Here is a 14,746-nt window from a genome sequence, read left to right on the forward strand (position 1 = left end):
GGCGACAGTGGCGCAGGACACCGGGTTCCAGGACCCGTCCGGCGAGGTGCTCGCCGCCGCGGCCACCACCTTCGGGCTCCTCTCGTCGGCCGCGCGGCTGCACATCGTCTGGGCGCTGGCCGAGGGCGAGAGCGACGTCAGCGGGCTCGCCCAGCGGGTCGGCGGGGCGCTCCCGGCCGTCAGCCAGCACCTGACCAAGCTGAAGCTGGCCGGACTCGTCCGCTCCCGGCGCGAGGGCCGCCGCCAGGTCTACTTCGTCGACGACCCGGACGTGGTCACCGTCGTCCAGTCGATGGTCGGGCGGCTCGCCGAGCAGGAGGCCGCCGACGCCGGCCGGCCGAGGCGCCTGCGTGGAGCCGGTGGCTGAGCGGGCGGCCGTCTGCCGGGCGGCCGCACCCGTACCACCCCAGCCGCCCGCCCCCGAGCCCGCCGCCCCGCCGGACGCCACCCGGCTCACCTCGCTCCAGCTGCTGCGCGCCCACGGCAGCGGCCCGCGTGGCCTCACCGAGGACGAGGCGGCCCGGCGGCTGGCCCGGCACGGGGAGAACGCGCTGCCGGCGCGGCGCCGGATCACCCGGCGCCGCCGCCTGCTGCACAGCCTGCGCGACCCCTTCACCACCGTGCTGCTCTGCCTCGGCCTGCTCTCCGCCGTCGTCGCCGCCTGGGGCACGGCCACCGTGATCTGCTCCCTGGTGCTGGTCAGCTGCGTCCTGCGGGTCACCGGCGAACACCGGGCGGACCGTTCCGTCGGCCTGCTGCGCGCCCTGCTCCCCACCACCGCCACCGTGGTCCGCCGGGCCGACGAGGAGGGTCCGCCCCAGGCGCGGGAGATCCCGGTCGGCGAGGTGGTCCCCGGTGACGTGGTCCGGCTCGGCCCCGGCGACCTGGTCCCCGCCGACGTACGGCTGTTGCGGGCGACCGGGCTCAGCGTCCATCAGCAGGCGCTGACCGGGGAGTCGGCGCCGGTGGCGAAGGAGGCCGTGCAAGAGCCGGGGGCGCCGCCGCCCGGCCCGTTCGCGCCGCCGCACCTCTGCTTCCAGGGCAGCAGCGTCGCCTACGGCAGCGCCACCGCGCTGGTCACCGCGACCGGCGCGGCCACCCGGTTCGCCGCCGCCCACCGGGCGGGCGACGGGCGGCGGTTCACCGCCTTCGACCGGTCGGTGCACGGCATCTCCTGGACGCTGATCCGGTTCATGCTGCTCACCCCGCCGCTGGTGCTGGTCGCCGGGGCGGCGCTGCACGGGCGCGGCCTGGAGACGCTGCCGTTCGCGGTGGCCGTCGCGGTCGGGCTCACCCCCGAGATGCTGCCCGTCGTGGTGACCACCGCCCTGGCGCGCGGCGCCTCACGCCTCGCCCGCGAGCACCGGGTCATCGTCACCCGGCTGCCCGCCCTGCACGACCTCGGCGCCGTCGACGTGCTCTGCCTCGACAAGACCGGCACCCTCACCCAGGACCGGCCCGTCGTCACCCGCGCCCTGGACGCCGAGGGCCAGGACGACCCCGAGGTGCTGCGGTGGGCCGCCGCCAACGCCTGGTGGACGCTGCACCTCGCCGACCTGCCGGTCCCGGACGCCCTGGACGAAGCGGTCCTGGAGGCCGCCGGGGAGGAGGCCGCCGACGGGCCCGAGGGCGTCGCCGCGCTCCCCTTCGACCCGGTCCGGCGCCTGTCCACCGCCGTCGTCCGCACCCCGGGGCGGCTCGGCCGCCACACCCTCGTCGTCAAGGGCGCCGTCGAGCAGGTCCTCGACCGGTGCGCCCTCGACCCGGACGAGCGGGAGCGGCTGCTCGGCCTCGCCGCCACCGAGGCCGCCGCCGGCTCCCGGCTCCTCGCGGTGGCCGTCGCCGAGCGGGACTCCCGGCCCGGCGAGTGGACCCACGCCGACGAACGCGGCCTCACCTTCCGGGGCCTGGTCACCTTCGGCGACGCCCTCGCCCCCACCGCCGCCGACGCCCTCGGGGAACTGGCCGGGCGCGGCGTCGGCGTCAAGATCCTCACCGGGGACCACCCCGGCACCGCCGCCCAGGTCTGCCGCGACCTCGGCCTCGACCCCGGCCAGGTCCTCACCGCCGACGAGACCGACCGCCTCACCGACGCCGAACTGGGCGCCGTGGCCCGGCGTACGACGGTCTTCGCGCGGTGCGGGCCCGAGCACAAGGCCCGCATCGTCACCGCGCTCCGGGCCGGCGGGCACACCGTCGGCTTCCTCGGCGACGGCGTCAACGACCTGCCCGCCCTGCACGCCGCCGATGTCGGCCTCTGCCCGCGCGGGGCGGTGGACGCGGTCCGCGAGAGCGCCGACGTGGTCCTCGCCGAGAAGGACCTCGCCGCCGTCGACCGGGCGATCACCGCCGGACGCCACAGCGGCGGCAACATCGGCACCTACCTGCGGATCACCCTCTCCTCCAACCTCGGCAACGTCTTCGCGATGCTCGCCACCGCCCTGCTGCTGCCGTTCCTGCCGATGCTCCCGGCCCAGGTCCTGGTCCAGAACCTCTGCTTCGACGCCGCCCAGCTCGCCTTCGCCTACGAACGCCCCTCGCGCGCCGTGCTGCGCCGCCCGATCCGGCTGCGCCCACGCGGCTTCCTCCGCTTCATCACCGGGTTCGGTCTGATCAACGCCGCCGCCGACGTGGCCACCTTCGGCGTCCTCGCCCTCACCACCCATGACACCCTCGCCTCCCAGGAGGCGTTCCACGCGGGCTGGTTCACGGAGAACCTGCTGACCCAGGCCCTCGTCATGGTCATCCTGCGCGGCGGCCGCCACGCCGCCGAGGGCCGGTCCACCGGGCCCGTCCACCGCGCCGCCCTCGGCCTGGCGGTGATCGGCGTCCTCCTCCCGCTCTCCCCGCTCGGCCCGCTCCTCGCGATGGGCACCCTGCCCCCGCTCTACTACGCGCTGCTCGCCACCGTGCTGGCCCTGTACGCGGTCGTCCTCGTACTGGCCCGCCGGCGGCACGAGCGGGCGGGCGGCGCGGTGTGAACCCCGGCGACTCCCGCGACTCCCGCGACTCCCGCTGCTCCTCCGGTCCCGGGCGCCCTCAGCCGTAGCTCAGGTCGGAGCAGATGTCGTCGGCGGCGGAACGGGCGTCCTCGCCGGGGGCCCTGGACGGCTTCGGAGACGGGCCGGGCGAGGGCGTGTCCGCGTACTCCTCGCCCACCGTGACGCGTACGCCCGGGTCCGGGGAGGCGGCGAGCTTCGCGCCGGGGAAGAGGCGGGCGACGGTGGCGGCGGCCTCGCGGTCACCGGGACCGTGGTGGACGACGGTGGTCGGGCCGCCCTGCTCCGGCGCGGTGCTGGTCCCGGTCACGGTGAACCCGTGCGCGCTCAGCGCCTCGGCGGCGCGGGCGGCCAGCCCGGTGACGGTCGTCCCGTTGGCGACGGCGACCGCGATCCCGGCCCCGTCGACCGCTTCCTCTCCCTCCCCTTCCTCCTCCTTCCCCTTCTCTTCGAGCGGCCGGTCGGCGCGGAGGGCGGCCCACAGGGCGTCGGCCTCGGGCTGGACGACGGCGACGCGGGCCCCCTCGTACCGCCAGGGGACGGTGACGAAACGGGTGTCGTCGAGTTCGACGTTCTTCAGCGACATGGCGAAGGAGATGAGGCGGTCGGCGGAGCCGAGGCCGGGGTCGACGGTGAGGGAGCGGGTGGCGGCGTCGGCGAGCGGCAGCAGGCGGGTGGGGGTCAGCCCGTCCTCGCGCACCTTCTTGACCAGGGCGCCGACGAAGGCCTGCTGTCGTTTGATCCGGCCTATGTCGGAGCCGTCGCCGACGCCGTGGCGCAGCCGTACGTAGTCCAGCGCGGCCTGGCCCTGCACCTCCTGGACGCCCTTGCGGAAGACGCGCTTGCCCGGGGTGGTGCGGTTCGGGTCCAGGTCGCCCTGGTGGATGTCGGCGGGGAGGCATATCCGTACCCCGCCGACGGCCTCGGTGAGGGCGGCGAAGCCCTGGAAGTCGACGACGACGGTGTGGTCGACCCGGAGCCCGGTCAGCTTCTCGACGGTGTTCTGGGTGCAGGCGGGGTTGCCCTCGGGGGTCTCGCCGACCGAGAACGCGGCGTTGAACATGGCCTGCTCGCGCGGCTCCGTCCAGCTGCCGTCCGGGAGCTTGCAGGCGGGGATCTCCACCAGGGTGTCCCGGGGGATGGAGACGGCCACCGCGTGCTTCCCGTCGGCGTAGACGTGGAGCAGGAAGGCGGTGTCGGAGCGGCCCACCTCCCCCTGACCGCCGCCCAGCGAGCTGTTCTCGCCGGAGCGCGAGTCGGAGCCGATGACCAGCACGTTCTGGCCGAGCGCCGCCGAGGAGGGGCGGTGGTCGGAGAGGCCGTCGGCGCCGAAGGTGTCGATGTTGTTGCCCAGCCGCAGGTACGCCCAGCCCGCGCCCGCCCCCGTCAGCACGGCCAGCGACAGCCCGACGGCGAGCGTGGTCCGCAGCGCGCGGCGGGGCTTCTCCCGGCCGCGCCGCCGGGGTCGGCGGTCCTTGTGCCTGTGCGCCCGTGCCATCCCCGCCGCCTCACCGTAGCCCGTCGTTATTATGGTTGCGCAATCTAGCAACTGACGAGGCGGGGTCACCCCCGGGGGCCCGCGCTGTACGAGGAGAGGACGGGCCCGCCGTGTACGCCAACGCCCTGAAGCCCTGGCATCTGCTGATCGTGGCCCTCGTGGTCATCGTGCTGTTCGGCTCGAAGAAACTCCCCGACGCGGCCCGGGGGCTGGGCCGCTCCCTGCGCATTCTCAAGAGCGAGGCGCGGGCGCTGAAGGAGGAGGAAGGGGCCGCCGCCGCCCCGGCCGAGGGCGCGAAGGCCGAGCGTCCGGGCCCGCCTGCCGCCTGACGGGCCGGCTCAGGGGCTGGCCGGGTCGTACCCGTACCGCAGGGGCGGGCTCTTCACCCGCCAGTCGCGCCGGTACACGTACACCTCGGTCACGCCGAACTCCCGCTCAGCGGTCTCGCCGGGCGCCTGTTCCCTCTCGCACGCGCGCGTGACCTGGAGGATCGCCGGGCGGCCGGTGATGCGCAGGCGCAGTCCGGCCGCGGGGCCGTCGTCCAGTACGGCGGGTTCGGTCGCGGCGTCGGCGGGGCGCGGGGTCGTCGCATCGTCCATGGCACCGAGCATAGTTGTCTATTTACGCAACTGTTGAAGGGTGCGGGTCAGTCCCGCCCGGCCGCCGCCCTGGTCCGTGCCAGCCATTCCTCGCCCATGCGCCGCCCGTCCGGGAAGAGGTCCTCGCGGTCCCAGCGCCACACCGTGACGATCGCCAGCACGAGGAGTCGGCAGCGGTGCAGCAGCTCCGCGTCCACGCCCGGGTAAGCGGGTCCCACCTCCTCGGGCGCGTGCGCGAGGTCGAACTCGACCGGGCCCCGGCAGCAGGTCTCCCAGTCGATGAAGAGGGGGCCGTGTGCGGTGGCGAGGACGTTGCCCGGATGCGGTTCGCCGTGGAGCAGCTGTTCGGGGGCGCCGCGTGCGGCGATCCACTCCGCCGTAACGCTCAGGGTCTCCTGGAGCAGGGACCGGTCCGCCGGGACGAGGCCGGGCGTGCGCTCGTGGTCGGCCAGGAACCGCTGGGCCCGCTCGACGCGCTCGGTGAACCGGGGCGCCGGCACGTCCAGTTCACGCATCCCGGTGTGCAAGCGGGCCAGCGCGCGGGCGAACGCGTCCGGAGTGACCTCGCCCGCCGCCACCGGCTCGTAGTACCTCCACAGGGTGACGACGAAGCCGTCCCGCTCGTAGACGCGCGGCTCCACCCGGGGGTCGAGCGCGCCCACCGGGCAGCCGGCCTCGGTGAGCCGCCGGGCGAGGCCGACCTCGAACTCCGCGACCTGGTCGGCGGCGGGCGCCACCCGCGCCAGGGTGTCGGCGGGCAGCAGCCGCAGGGTGAGCTTGTTCGAGTCGTGCAGGACGGCCGCCTCGTCGGCGGGCAGGCCGAGCGAGGCCGCGACCGACCTGGCCACGGCCACCGCCCGGGCCCCTTCCGACGCGTGCACCGGCGCCTCCTCCACGCTCGGGGCCATCCGTACCCACCGGCCGCCGGATCACCCCTCGTTCATCGGCACCCGTACCCCGCGCTCCCGCGCGACTTCGCTCGCGTGCGGGTAGCCCGCGTCGGTGTGGCGCAGGACGCCCATGGCGGGGTCGTTGGTGAGGACGCGTTCCAGCTTGGCGGCGGCCAGGTCGGTGCCGTCGGCGACGCAGACCTGCCCGGCGTGGATCGAGCGGCCCATGCCGACGCCGCCGCCGTGGTGCAGGGAGACCCAGGTGGCGCCGGAGGCGGTGTTGACCAGGGCGTTGAGGAGCGGCCAGTCGGCGATGGCGTCGGAGCCGTCGAGCATCCCCTCGGTCTCGCGGTACGGGGAGGCGACCGAGCCGGAGTCGAGGTGGTCGCGGCCGAGCACGACCGGGGCGGAGAGTTCGCCGGAGGCGACCATCTCGTTGAAGCGGAGCCCCGCGCGGTGACGTTCGCCGTAGCCGAGCCAGCAGATGCGGGCGGGCAGTCCCTCGTAGGTGACGCGTTCGCCGGCCAGCTTCAGCCAGCGGTGCAGGTGGGTGTTGTCGGGGAACAGCTCGACGAGCGCGCGGTCGGTCGCCTCGATGTCCTTCGGGTCGCCGGAGAGCGCCGCCCAGCGGAACGGGCCGCGCCCCTCCTCGAAGAGCGGCCGGATGTAGGCGGGGACGAAGCCGGGGAAGGCGAACGCCCGGTCGTAGCCGCCCTTGCGGGCCTCGTCGCGGATCGAGTTGCCGTAGTCGAAGACCTCGGCGCCCGCGTCCTGGAAGCCGACCATCGCCTCGACGTGGCGGGCCATGGAGGCGCGGGCCCGCTCGGTGAAGGCGGCGGGGTCGGCGGCGGCCAGCGTGCGCCACTCCTCGACGGCGACGCCCTCGGGCAGGTAGGCGAGCGGGTCGTGGGCGGAGGTCTGGTCGGTGACGATGTCGATCGGGGCGCCCCGGCGCAGCAGTTCGGGGAAGACCTCGGCGGCGTTCCCCGCCAGGCCGACGGAGAGCGGGCGGCGGGCGTCGCGGGCCTCGGTGGCCAGGCGCATGGCGTGGTCCAGGTCGTCGGCGGCCACGTCCAGGTAGCGGCGCTCCAGGCGGCGGGCGATGCGGGTGGGGTCGGCCTCGACGCAGAGGGCGACGCCGTCGTTCATGGTGACGGCGAGCGGCTGGGCGCCGCCCATCCCGCCGAGCCCGGCGGTGAGCGTGATCGTCCCGGCGAGGCTGCCGCCGAACCGCTTGCGGGCGACGGCGCCGAAGGTCTCGAAGGTGCCCTGGAGGATGCCCTGGCTGCCGATGTAGATCCACGAACCGGCCGTCATCTGGCCGTACATGATCAGCCCGCGCTGCTCCAGGCCGCGGAACTCCTCCCAGTTGGCCCAGTCGCCGACCAGGTGCGAGTTGGCGATGAGCACGCGCGGCGCCCACTCGCTGGTCCGCAGCACCCCGACCGGCTTGCCCGACTGCACGAGCAGCGTCTCGTCGTCCTTGAGCGTGCGCAGGGTCCGCACGATCGCGTGGTACGCCTCCCAGTTCCGGGCCGCCTTGCCGGTACCGCCGTAGACCACCAGCTCCTCGGGGTGCTCGGCCACCTCCGGGTCCAGGTTGTTCATCAGCATCCGCAGCGCGCCCTCCTGCTGCCAGCCGAGACAGCTGAGCGTGGTGCCGCGGGCGGCACGGACGGGGGAGTACGGGGGAACGGTGCTCACTGCTGCCTCCTGGGGTGGGCCGGGTGGGCCGGGTCTCCCCATGACAGGGCGCGGCGGCGGGCCGGACCAGAGGGCGCGCCGCGAAATCTCGGATACGAGACGGGGCGGGCCGGGTGGCTACGGCCGGGCCGGTCCCCCCGCCGCCCAGGCCGCCTCGATCATCGCGAAGAGTTCGTCCAGCGCGGCGGAGGGCTCGTCCGCGTCCCGGGCCAGCGCGTAGGCGTCGACGGTGAAGGTGGCCAGGGCGCGGCAGGCCGTCGGGCTCCCGGCCCGGGTCCCGGTGAGGGCGGTGGCCAGCGCGTCGGCGTGGCGCTGCCGCATGGCCGCCTCGTACTCGCGCAGGGCGGGGGTGGTGTCGATCAGGTGGTACACGGGGGCGGCCTCGTCCGAGGAGCAGTGCCGGACCAGCGCCTCGACCTCGCGGCGCAGGGCGGGGACGAGCGGGGCCCCCGGCGCCTCGTCGGTGACGGCCTCGATGAGGCGGCGCGCGAAGTCGGCGTCCTCCGCGAAGACCAGGGCCTCCTTGGCCGGGAAGTGCGAGAAGAGCGTGGTGACGGCGACGTCCGCCTCGGCGGCCACCTCGCGGATGCCCACTGCCTCGTAGCCGCGCTCCAGGAAGAGCCGCAGGGCGGTCTCGGCGATCTTCTGTCGGGTCGCGGCCTTCTTGCGTGCGCGGCGTCCGGTCGGCTCGGGCATGGTCCGTACGCTATCAGCCACGAAAACGTAACGGTTCAAAAAAGCTAACCGTTAGTGCTACGTTTCCCGGCATGAGAAAAGTGAGCTTCGCCGCGTACGGCGGCCCCGAGGTGCTGCGCCTGACCGAGGCCGGGGAGCCCCACGCGGGCCCCGGCCGGATACGGATCGCCGTGCGGGCGGCCGGGGTGAACCCGGTCGACTGGCGCGTCCGCGAGGGTCAGAAGCTGGGCGCGCACCCGCCCGCCCCGCTGCCCGCGGGGCTCGGACTGGACGCCGCCGGGGTGGTCGACGAGGTCGGCGAGGGCGTCGAAGGGGTACGGCCCGGGGACCGGGTGTTCGGCGAGGGCGCCGAGACCTACGCGGAGTTCGCCGTGCTGTCGGCCTGGGCCCCGATGCCCGAGGGGCTCTCCTTCGCGGAGGCGGCCGGCTACCCCTCGGTCATGGAGACCGCCCTGCGCGTCCTCGGCGAGGTCGGCGTCCGCCCCGGGCAGCGGCTGCTGGTGAGCGGTGCCGCCGGCGGGGTCGGGTCGGCGGTGCTCCAGGTCGCCCGCGCCCGGGGCATCGCCGTGACCGGCACCGCCGGGCCCGCCAACCAGGAGTACCTGCGGAGCCTGGGCGCCGACGCCACGACGTACGGCCCGGGGTGGACCGGGCGGGTGCGGCGGCTCGGCCCCGTGGACGCGGCCCTGGACCTGGCCGGGGCCGGAGTGGTCCGGGAGCTGGTCGGGCTGACCGGGGAGGCGGGCCGGGTCGTCTCCATCGCGGACCTGACGGCGCCGGAGCAGGGGGTGCGGTTCTCCGGGACGGCGGGCGACGTGTGGGCCGCGCTCGACGCGACCGTGGCCATGCTCCACCGGGGTGAGCTGCACATTCCGGTCACCCGGGCGTACCCGCTCGCCGAGGCCGCCCGGGCCCACGCCGACAGCCAGGCCGGGCACACGCGAGGGCGCCGGGTCCTGCTGGTCGGGGAGGGGAGTGCCGGCTGAGGGGCCGGCGCCGCGCATGCCGAGTGGGCCGGGGCGGGTGATACTGGCGCTGCGGAGGAGCCGCTTCCTCCTGCGTGCCGCCGGGAGGATCTCTGCCGCAGCCCGGTCGGCGGTGCCGCGGGGCGAAGGAGGCAGCGGTGACCGACAGCGACCGCCTCCTGAGGCGGTACGAGGCGCTTCTCGGTGCCGTGCCGCAGACCGTCTGGACGCTCTCCGCCGACGGGGTCGTCACCACGCTGGTCGGCGGCGAGGTCCAGGAGAAGCTGTGGCACCCGGGCGAGGACGGCTCGTGGACCGACGCGATCCACCCCAAGGACCGGGACGGGCTGGAGCGCAAGTGGCTCCGGGCCACCCGGGAGCGGACCCCCCTGGACACCATCGTGCGCATGCGCGCGGAGGGCGGCAGCGGCCGCCACCGGTACGTGCGGATCGTCGCCACCCCCGTCGAGGACCAGGCCGGCCGGATCGAGTGGGTCGGCAGCGTCGCCGACGCCGAGGAGCACTGGCGGACCCGGACCCGCGAGAAGCTGCTGGCCCGGATGGCCCCGGTCCCGGCCGCCCGCGACCTCAGCGAGGCGTTCATGACGACCGCCGCCGCCGTCGTCCCCGAGCTCGCCGACGCCGTCGCGATCTTCCTCGTCCCGCACGAGAAGGCCACCGACTCCTGGAGTACGGGCACCCTGCCGGTGGACCAGGTCGAGCGCGTCGACCTCGCCCCCGGCCTGCCCGCCCTCTCCCCGCTGGAGCCGGACTTCCTGCTGGGGCCCGTGGCGCAGCGCGCCATGCGCGAGCAGCAGGCCCAGCTGATGACCTTCCCCGAGGGCCACCCGCCCGAGGAGGGGATCTCGCCCGCCTCGGCCCGGTGGCTGCGGGAGGCCGGGGCGACCAGCGTGGCCCTGGTGCCCGTGGTGGTCTCCGGGCGGACGGTCGCACTGGCCGCCACCGCGACCTGTCGCGGAAACCCGCCCTGCGACGAAGGCGACCTCGCCCTGCTCCAGGACGTCTTCCAGCAGATGAGCGGCCCCCTGCGGCGGACCATGGAACTCCAGAGCGCCCGGGAGACCGCCCTCGCCCTCCAGCAGTCCTTCCTGGCCGCCCCGCCGCCCGTCGCGGGGCTGGTCAGCACGGCCCTCTACCACCCGGCGGACTCGGACGCCGAGGTCGGCGGCGACTGGTACGACGCGGTCAGCCTCGCCCCGGACGCCCTCGCCCTCTCCATCGGCGACATCGCGGGCCACGACGTGGACGCCGCCACCACCATGGGCCGCGTCAACAGCATGCTGCGCGCCCTCGCCTACGACAGCGGCCCCGACACCAGCCCCGCCGCGACCCTGGCCCGCCTGGACCGGGTCGTCCAGGCCCTCGACACGCCGTCGATGGTCACGGCGGTCCACGCGATCCTGCGCCGCAAGAGCGAGGAGCTCTGGCACGTCACCCTCTCCAACGCGGGCCATCCGCCGCCCCTGCTGATCCCGGCCGGGCAGCCCGCGCGGTACCTGCACGGCCTGACGACGGCCGACCCGCCGCTCTGCGTCGCCGACGCCGTCCCCCGCTCCGACCTGCACGCGGTCCTGCGGGAGGGCGACGTGCTCGTCCTCTACACCGACGGACTGGTGGAGACACCCGGCACCGACATCGGCCACAACCTCGGGCGGCTGCGCGAACGGACCGACGAACTCGCGGGCCTCGGCCTCCCCCTGGCCGAACTGGTCCAGGGACTGCTGCCGCCGGTGCAGAACCGCCTCGACGACATCGCCGTCATCGCCCTCCAGGTACGGGGGAAACGGTGAACTCCGGCCAACCGGCGCGTACATGCTGCGGCGCTCCGGGCAGAGGCAGGAGAAGATGACCCCACGCACGTGTTCGACCGAAAGGGACGCCGCATGAACAGCCCGGACCCGCGCCCGAGCGGACTGGTGACCTCCCGAGCCCACTCCGCCCGCGTCTACGACTACATCCTGGGTGGCAAGGACCACTACCCGGTCGACGCCGAGGCGGGCGAGGCGATGCGGCGGCACTGGCCCGCGCTCCCCGTGCACATGCGGGAGAACCGCCGGTTCATGCACCGCGCGGGCCGGTACCTCGCCGAGGAGCACGGCGTCCGCCAGTTCCTCGACATCGGCACCGGCCTGCCGACCTCGCCCAACCTCCACGAGGTGGTGCAGGAGGTCGCCCCCGAGTCGCACGTGGTCTACGTCGACAACGACCCCATCGTCCTGGCCCACGCCCGGGCCCTGCTCCGCAGCTCGCCCGAGGGCGCCACGGCGTACGTGGACGCCGACATGCACGACCCGGACGCCATCCTCGGCAGCCCCGAGTTCCGCGACCTCATCGACCTGGACAAGCCGGTCGGCCTGATGATCATCGGCATCATGCACTTCATCCTGCCCCCGGAGGACCGCCGCCTGGTCGCCCGGCTCCTGGACCCGCTGCCCTCCGGCAGCTACCTGGCCATGACCATCGGTACCGCCGACTTCGCCCCCGAGGAGGTCGGCCGGGTCGCTGAGGAGTACCGGCAGCAGAGCATGCCCATGGCCCTGCGCGACCTCGCCACCGCCACCTCCTTCTTCGACGGCATGGACCTGCTCGACCCGGGCGTCACCCAGGTCCACACCTGGCGCCCCGGCCCCGAGCAGGAGGGCGTCGAGGGCCGCGACATCGCCATGTACGGGGCCGTCGCCCGCAAGCGCTGACCCCTCACCCGGCCCCGGGCGCCCGCCCCGACACCGCCGAGGTCAGCCGCGCCGCCGCCCGGCCCAGTTCCTCCCGTACCCGCTCGGGGTCGTGCGGCGCGTAGTGGCGCCGCCAGGTGGTGGAGAGGGCGGCGACCGGGTGGCCGTGGTGGTCGAAGACGGCGGTGCCCAGCGAGCGCAGCCCCTCCGAGACGAGTTCGGTCTCCTCCGACCAGCCGCGCACCCGGTCGGCGGCGAGCAGGTCGAGGAGTTCGGCGAGCGAGCGCGGGCCCCGGCCGGTCCGGGTGATGAGGTCGCCGGGGCGCGGGTAGAGGGCGCGGACCTGGGCCTCGGGGAGGTGGGCGAGGATCGCGCGGCCGCTGGCGGTCAGGTGGGCGGGGAGGCGGACGCCGATGTCGGTGACGAGGGCGGTGCCGGCGGCGGAGGCGCGCGGCGGGCGCTCCTTGAGCAGGTAGACCGTCTCGGCGCCGTAGACCACCCCGAGGTGCACGGTCTGCCCGAGCCGGCCCGCCAGCCGCCGCACCACCGGCTGCGCCAGCCGCTCCAGCGGCTCGTGCCGCAGATAGGCCGACCCGATCTCGAACGCCGCCACCCCGAGCCCGTACGCCCGCTCCCCGGGCAGATAGGTCACGAACCCGCGCTCCGCCAGCACCGCCAGAATGTGGTACGCCGACGACCTCGGCATCCCCAGCTCCCGCGCCAGCACCCCCGCCCGCACGGGCCCGGTCCGCCCGGCGAGGAACAGCAGGATGTCGAGGGCACGGCCGACGGCGGGGGAGGTGCTGGAGGCGGGGGGTGGGGGCACGGGAGCTCCCTGCGTGGTGAGGACGGAGGCCGAGCCTACGGGGGAGTGGCGGGCTGCCCCGCGCTCATTCACCGTGAAGATGGTGCGTGCGGTACGCATCACTCTCCGTGGAGCCACGACGGTGGCGGCACCAGAAGGACCAGGCGGCGTGCCCGAAGATGACCAGGGCTGTAGTGGCTGCCGCATACCTGGTCACATTCCAGGTGAGAAGGGTGACGTAGTCCTGCCCCTCGGCTTCTACGTCAAGCCGCAGGGTGGTCTCGAAGAACGCGATCGCCGGGACGACGATTCGGAAGGGCAACGCGACGAGTCCTTGGTTGCGGGCAAGGTGCCCGACGAGGCCCATGGGTAGCCCGAGCGCGAGCGCGTAGATTCCCCAAAGGACAACTCCGGAAGAGAACCCTTCACCGATGGTGTTTGTCGCCCCCGGCGGTACGTACGGGTTCATGTATTTGAAAAGGTAGTAAATGGTGACGCCGGTGGTCAGTCCAGCGAAAGAAAGGCTCCCTGCCATAATTTTCGAGCGGCAGAGGAATCCCACCAGGAAGGCGTAACAGGCCCACGGCCAGCCGCTGGAGAAAGTCAGGCTCAGGGCGGCTCCGAAAGAGTTATTCCACTCGGCGGCCCCGGGGCCGATGAGGCCCAGAAGCGCGCCTGTTGTGAGAGCGGCTATGGCTGGTGTGAGGTAAGTTCGCAGAAGGTGGGTGATCGTCTTTCCTGTTCGCTTGTGAACCGACTTCAGCAGGTAGCAGCAGCGGGGCCACTCGTCACGCGCGGCGGTTGTCTGCGGGTGACGAGTGGCCCGTCGGGCGTGGGAATGCAGCTTTTACTTCGTGGCGTAGTACGTCTTGCATGTGTACGCCGCGCCCGTTGTCCTGTTGGCGTTGGCGTAAGCACCCTTGGCCACCCACCCGCTGGAGGCTGATCCGTTGGCGATGGTCACCGACGACTTGTGAGTCTTCGTGCCGTGGTAATAGTTTGAATAGCAGTATTTCTTGGTGGCAGTTGCGCCGGTGAGGTACCAGCCGTAGCACCATTTGCCGCCGCTGGACGGGTTGGTGCATGCCTCTATCATGGGCTTGATGGTCGAATCGTCCATCTCGATCGTGGCCACGCCCCACTCCTCGGGGTCGCCCAGTTCGGCGGGCGGCTGCGTGCCGTCGCCCCGCTGGTGGTGGGTGACCTGACCGACCTCGGTGCCGTCCGCCAGGGTGATCACCTCGGTCGTGGTGCCGACTGCCGTTTGCGGGGCGTCTGCTGACGCCGACGTCACGGAAGTGCTTACGGCAAGTGCCGCGCTCGCAAAACCTAGAGCGATCGACCTGTCGAACTTCCTCATCGGATCCCCCTCCTGTGAGTCCCCGGGCGGGGCTCGCGGAGATCATGCGGGAAACCGGGCCTGGCGGCGTGAGCCGTTGCAGGCCAGTGGCCAGAAGTCGAATTGTTCGCTTATCCCCTTGTGTGGGCATATCGAATAATTCGGGGTTTCCGTTCGCTGGCTCGAAAATAGATCTTCTGGTGCATTGTTCCGCCTTTGCCTCTTCGGTCATGTGAAGAATCAGTAGCGATGATGTGGCTTATTTTTGACTATATGGTGGTCGTCGTGCTTCCAGTCGTGCGAAGGCCCGTGGGGCCGGCGCCGTGCCCCGCCCCGCCCCCGGTGTGAGTACCGTCTCCCCGCCTCGCCCCGGCCCCCCCGCCCCCCGCGTGGCAGAATCGCGGCGTTCACCCAGGCGGCGGAGGACAGGAAGCCGGTGCGAATCCGGCGCGGTCCCGCCACGGTGACCGGGCACGACGCGGCGACGCGGGCGGGCCCGGGAGTCCGACACTGACCCGCCGCCTCAACTCGCACTACCAGGGGACGCGGTCATCCCCC

The 14,746-nt window shown here is 73.8% G+C and carries 14 protein-coding genes and 1 riboswitch; of the genes, 6 read left to right on the forward strand and 8 right to left on the reverse strand.

The window, feature by feature from the left end; genetic code table 11:
* Window positions 1–7 precede the first annotated feature (7 nt).
* Window positions 8–367: an ArsR/SmtB family transcription factor gene (locus tag OIM89_RS16720; RefSeq protein WP_030697951.1), complete on the forward strand. Its 360-nt coding sequence runs from the start codon at window positions 8–10 to the stop codon at window positions 365–367.
* Window positions 351–2,981 carry a magnesium-translocating P-type ATPase gene (gene mgtA / locus OIM89_RS16725; RefSeq protein ID WP_226965451.1) on the forward strand — a complete coding sequence of 877 codons (2,631 nt, stop codon included), beginning with the start codon at window positions 351–353 and terminating at the stop codon, window positions 2,979–2,981. Before OIM89_RS16720 ends, mgtA begins: the two co-directional genes overlap by 17 nt.
* A gap of 58 nt (window positions 2,982–3,039) precedes the next feature.
* Here mgtA and OIM89_RS16730 read toward each other — a convergent pair whose 3' ends face one another.
* Window positions 3,040–4,497 carry an LCP family protein gene (locus OIM89_RS16730; protein ID WP_264491392.1) on the reverse strand — a complete coding sequence of 486 codons (1,458 nt, stop codon included), beginning with the start codon at window positions 4,495–4,497 and terminating at the stop codon, window positions 3,040–3,042.
* A gap of 110 nt (window positions 4,498–4,607) precedes the next feature.
* Here OIM89_RS16730 and tatA point away from each other — a divergent pair, with 110 nt between their 5' ends.
* Window positions 4,608–4,826 carry a Sec-independent protein translocase subunit TatA gene (tatA, locus tag OIM89_RS16735; RefSeq protein WP_195730813.1) on the forward strand — a complete coding sequence of 73 codons (219 nt, stop codon included), beginning with the start codon at window positions 4,608–4,610 and terminating at the stop codon, window positions 4,824–4,826.
* A 9-nt stretch (window positions 4,827–4,835) separates the two neighbouring features.
* Here the strand turns inward: tatA and OIM89_RS16740 are convergent, their stop codons facing one another.
* From OIM89_RS16740 to OIM89_RS16755, 4 genes are all read right to left on the reverse strand, one after another.
* A complete protein-coding gene (locus OIM89_RS16740; RefSeq protein WP_030697955.1) occupies window positions 4,836–5,108 on the reverse strand; it encodes a hypothetical protein in 273 nt (90 codons plus the stop codon).
* A gap of 35 nt (window positions 5,109–5,143) precedes the next feature.
* Complete coding sequence (locus OIM89_RS16745) at window positions 5,144–5,977, reverse strand: phosphotransferase enzyme family protein (protein WP_264296948.1); 834 nt, start codon at window positions 5,975–5,977, stop codon at window positions 5,144–5,146.
* A gap of 48 nt (window positions 5,978–6,025) precedes the next feature.
* Window positions 6,026–7,690: a urocanate hydratase gene (gene hutU / locus OIM89_RS16750; RefSeq protein ID WP_264491393.1), complete on the reverse strand. Its 1,665-nt coding sequence runs from the start codon at window positions 7,688–7,690 to the stop codon at window positions 6,026–6,028.
* Between the two features lie 117 nt (window positions 7,691–7,807).
* Complete coding sequence (locus OIM89_RS16755) at window positions 7,808–8,386, reverse strand: TetR/AcrR family transcriptional regulator (protein ID WP_030697958.1); 579 nt, start codon at window positions 8,384–8,386, stop codon at window positions 7,808–7,810.
* Window positions 8,387–8,457: 71 nt separating this feature from the next.
* Between OIM89_RS16755 and OIM89_RS16760 the strand changes: the two genes are divergently transcribed.
* From OIM89_RS16760 to OIM89_RS16770, 3 genes are all read left to right on the forward strand, one after another.
* Window positions 8,458–9,372, forward strand: coding sequence for an NADP-dependent oxidoreductase (locus tag OIM89_RS16760; RefSeq protein WP_030697959.1), 915 nt, complete (start codon window positions 8,458–8,460; stop codon window positions 9,370–9,372).
* Window positions 9,373–9,509: 137 nt separating this feature from the next.
* Window positions 9,510–11,162 (forward strand): SpoIIE family protein phosphatase, encoded by a 1,653-nt coding sequence (locus OIM89_RS16765; protein ID WP_047470324.1) that lies wholly within the window; start codon window positions 9,510–9,512, stop codon window positions 11,160–11,162.
* Window positions 11,163–11,255: 93 nt separating this feature from the next.
* Window positions 11,256–12,065, forward strand: a complete 810-nt coding sequence (locus OIM89_RS16770) for an SAM-dependent methyltransferase (protein WP_030697961.1) — start codon at window positions 11,256–11,258, stop codon at window positions 12,063–12,065.
* 4 nt (window positions 12,066–12,069) lie between these two features.
* Here OIM89_RS16770 and OIM89_RS16775 read toward each other — a convergent pair whose 3' ends face one another.
* The 3 genes from OIM89_RS16775 to OIM89_RS16785 form a co-directional block, all read right to left on the reverse strand.
* Window positions 12,070–12,870 carry an IclR family transcriptional regulator gene (locus OIM89_RS16775; RefSeq protein WP_030697962.1) on the reverse strand — a complete coding sequence of 267 codons (801 nt, stop codon included), beginning with the start codon at window positions 12,868–12,870 and terminating at the stop codon, window positions 12,070–12,072.
* Between the two features lie 64 nt (window positions 12,871–12,934).
* A complete protein-coding gene (locus OIM89_RS16780; RefSeq protein ID WP_229360075.1) occupies window positions 12,935–13,411 on the reverse strand; it encodes a hypothetical protein in 477 nt (158 codons plus the stop codon).
* A gap of 285 nt (window positions 13,412–13,696) precedes the next feature.
* Window positions 13,697–14,209 (reverse strand): lactococcin 972 family bacteriocin, encoded by a 513-nt coding sequence (locus OIM89_RS16785; RefSeq protein ID WP_030697964.1) that lies wholly within the window; start codon window positions 14,207–14,209, stop codon window positions 13,697–13,699.
* Between the two features lie 404 nt (window positions 14,210–14,613).
* Window positions 14,614–14,701, forward strand: a riboswitch (cobalamin riboswitch).
* Window positions 14,702–14,746 lie beyond the last annotated feature (45 nt).

The organism is Streptomyces sp. BI87 (assembly GCF_025957665.1).
In the GTDB taxonomy this organism is placed as follows: Bacteria; Actinomycetota; Actinomycetes; order Streptomycetales; family Streptomycetaceae; genus Streptomyces; species Streptomyces albidoflavus.

Excerpts from the sequence above, each read along its gene's own strand:
- OIM89_RS16730 (WP_264491392.1), bottom strand. The coding sequence starts at position 4,497 with ATGGCACGGGCGCACAGGCACAAGGACCGCCGACCCCGGCGGCGCGGC.
- OIM89_RS16740 (WP_030697955.1), bottom strand. The coding sequence starts at position 5,108 with ATGCTCGGTGCCATGGACGATGCGACGACCCCGCGCCCCGCCGACGCC.
- OIM89_RS16755 (WP_030697958.1), bottom strand. The coding sequence starts at position 8,386 with ATGCCCGAGCCGACCGGACGCCGCGCACGCAAGAAGGCCGCGACCCGA.
- OIM89_RS16760 (WP_030697959.1), top strand. The coding sequence starts at position 8,458 with ATGAGAAAAGTGAGCTTCGCCGCGTACGGCGGCCCCGAGGTGCTGCGC.
- OIM89_RS16770 (WP_030697961.1), top strand. The coding sequence starts at position 11,256 with ATGAACAGCCCGGACCCGCGCCCGAGCGGACTGGTGACCTCCCGAGCC.
- OIM89_RS16785 (WP_030697964.1), bottom strand. The coding sequence starts at position 14,209 with ATGAGGAAGTTCGACAGGTCGATCGCTCTAGGTTTTGCGAGCGCGGCA.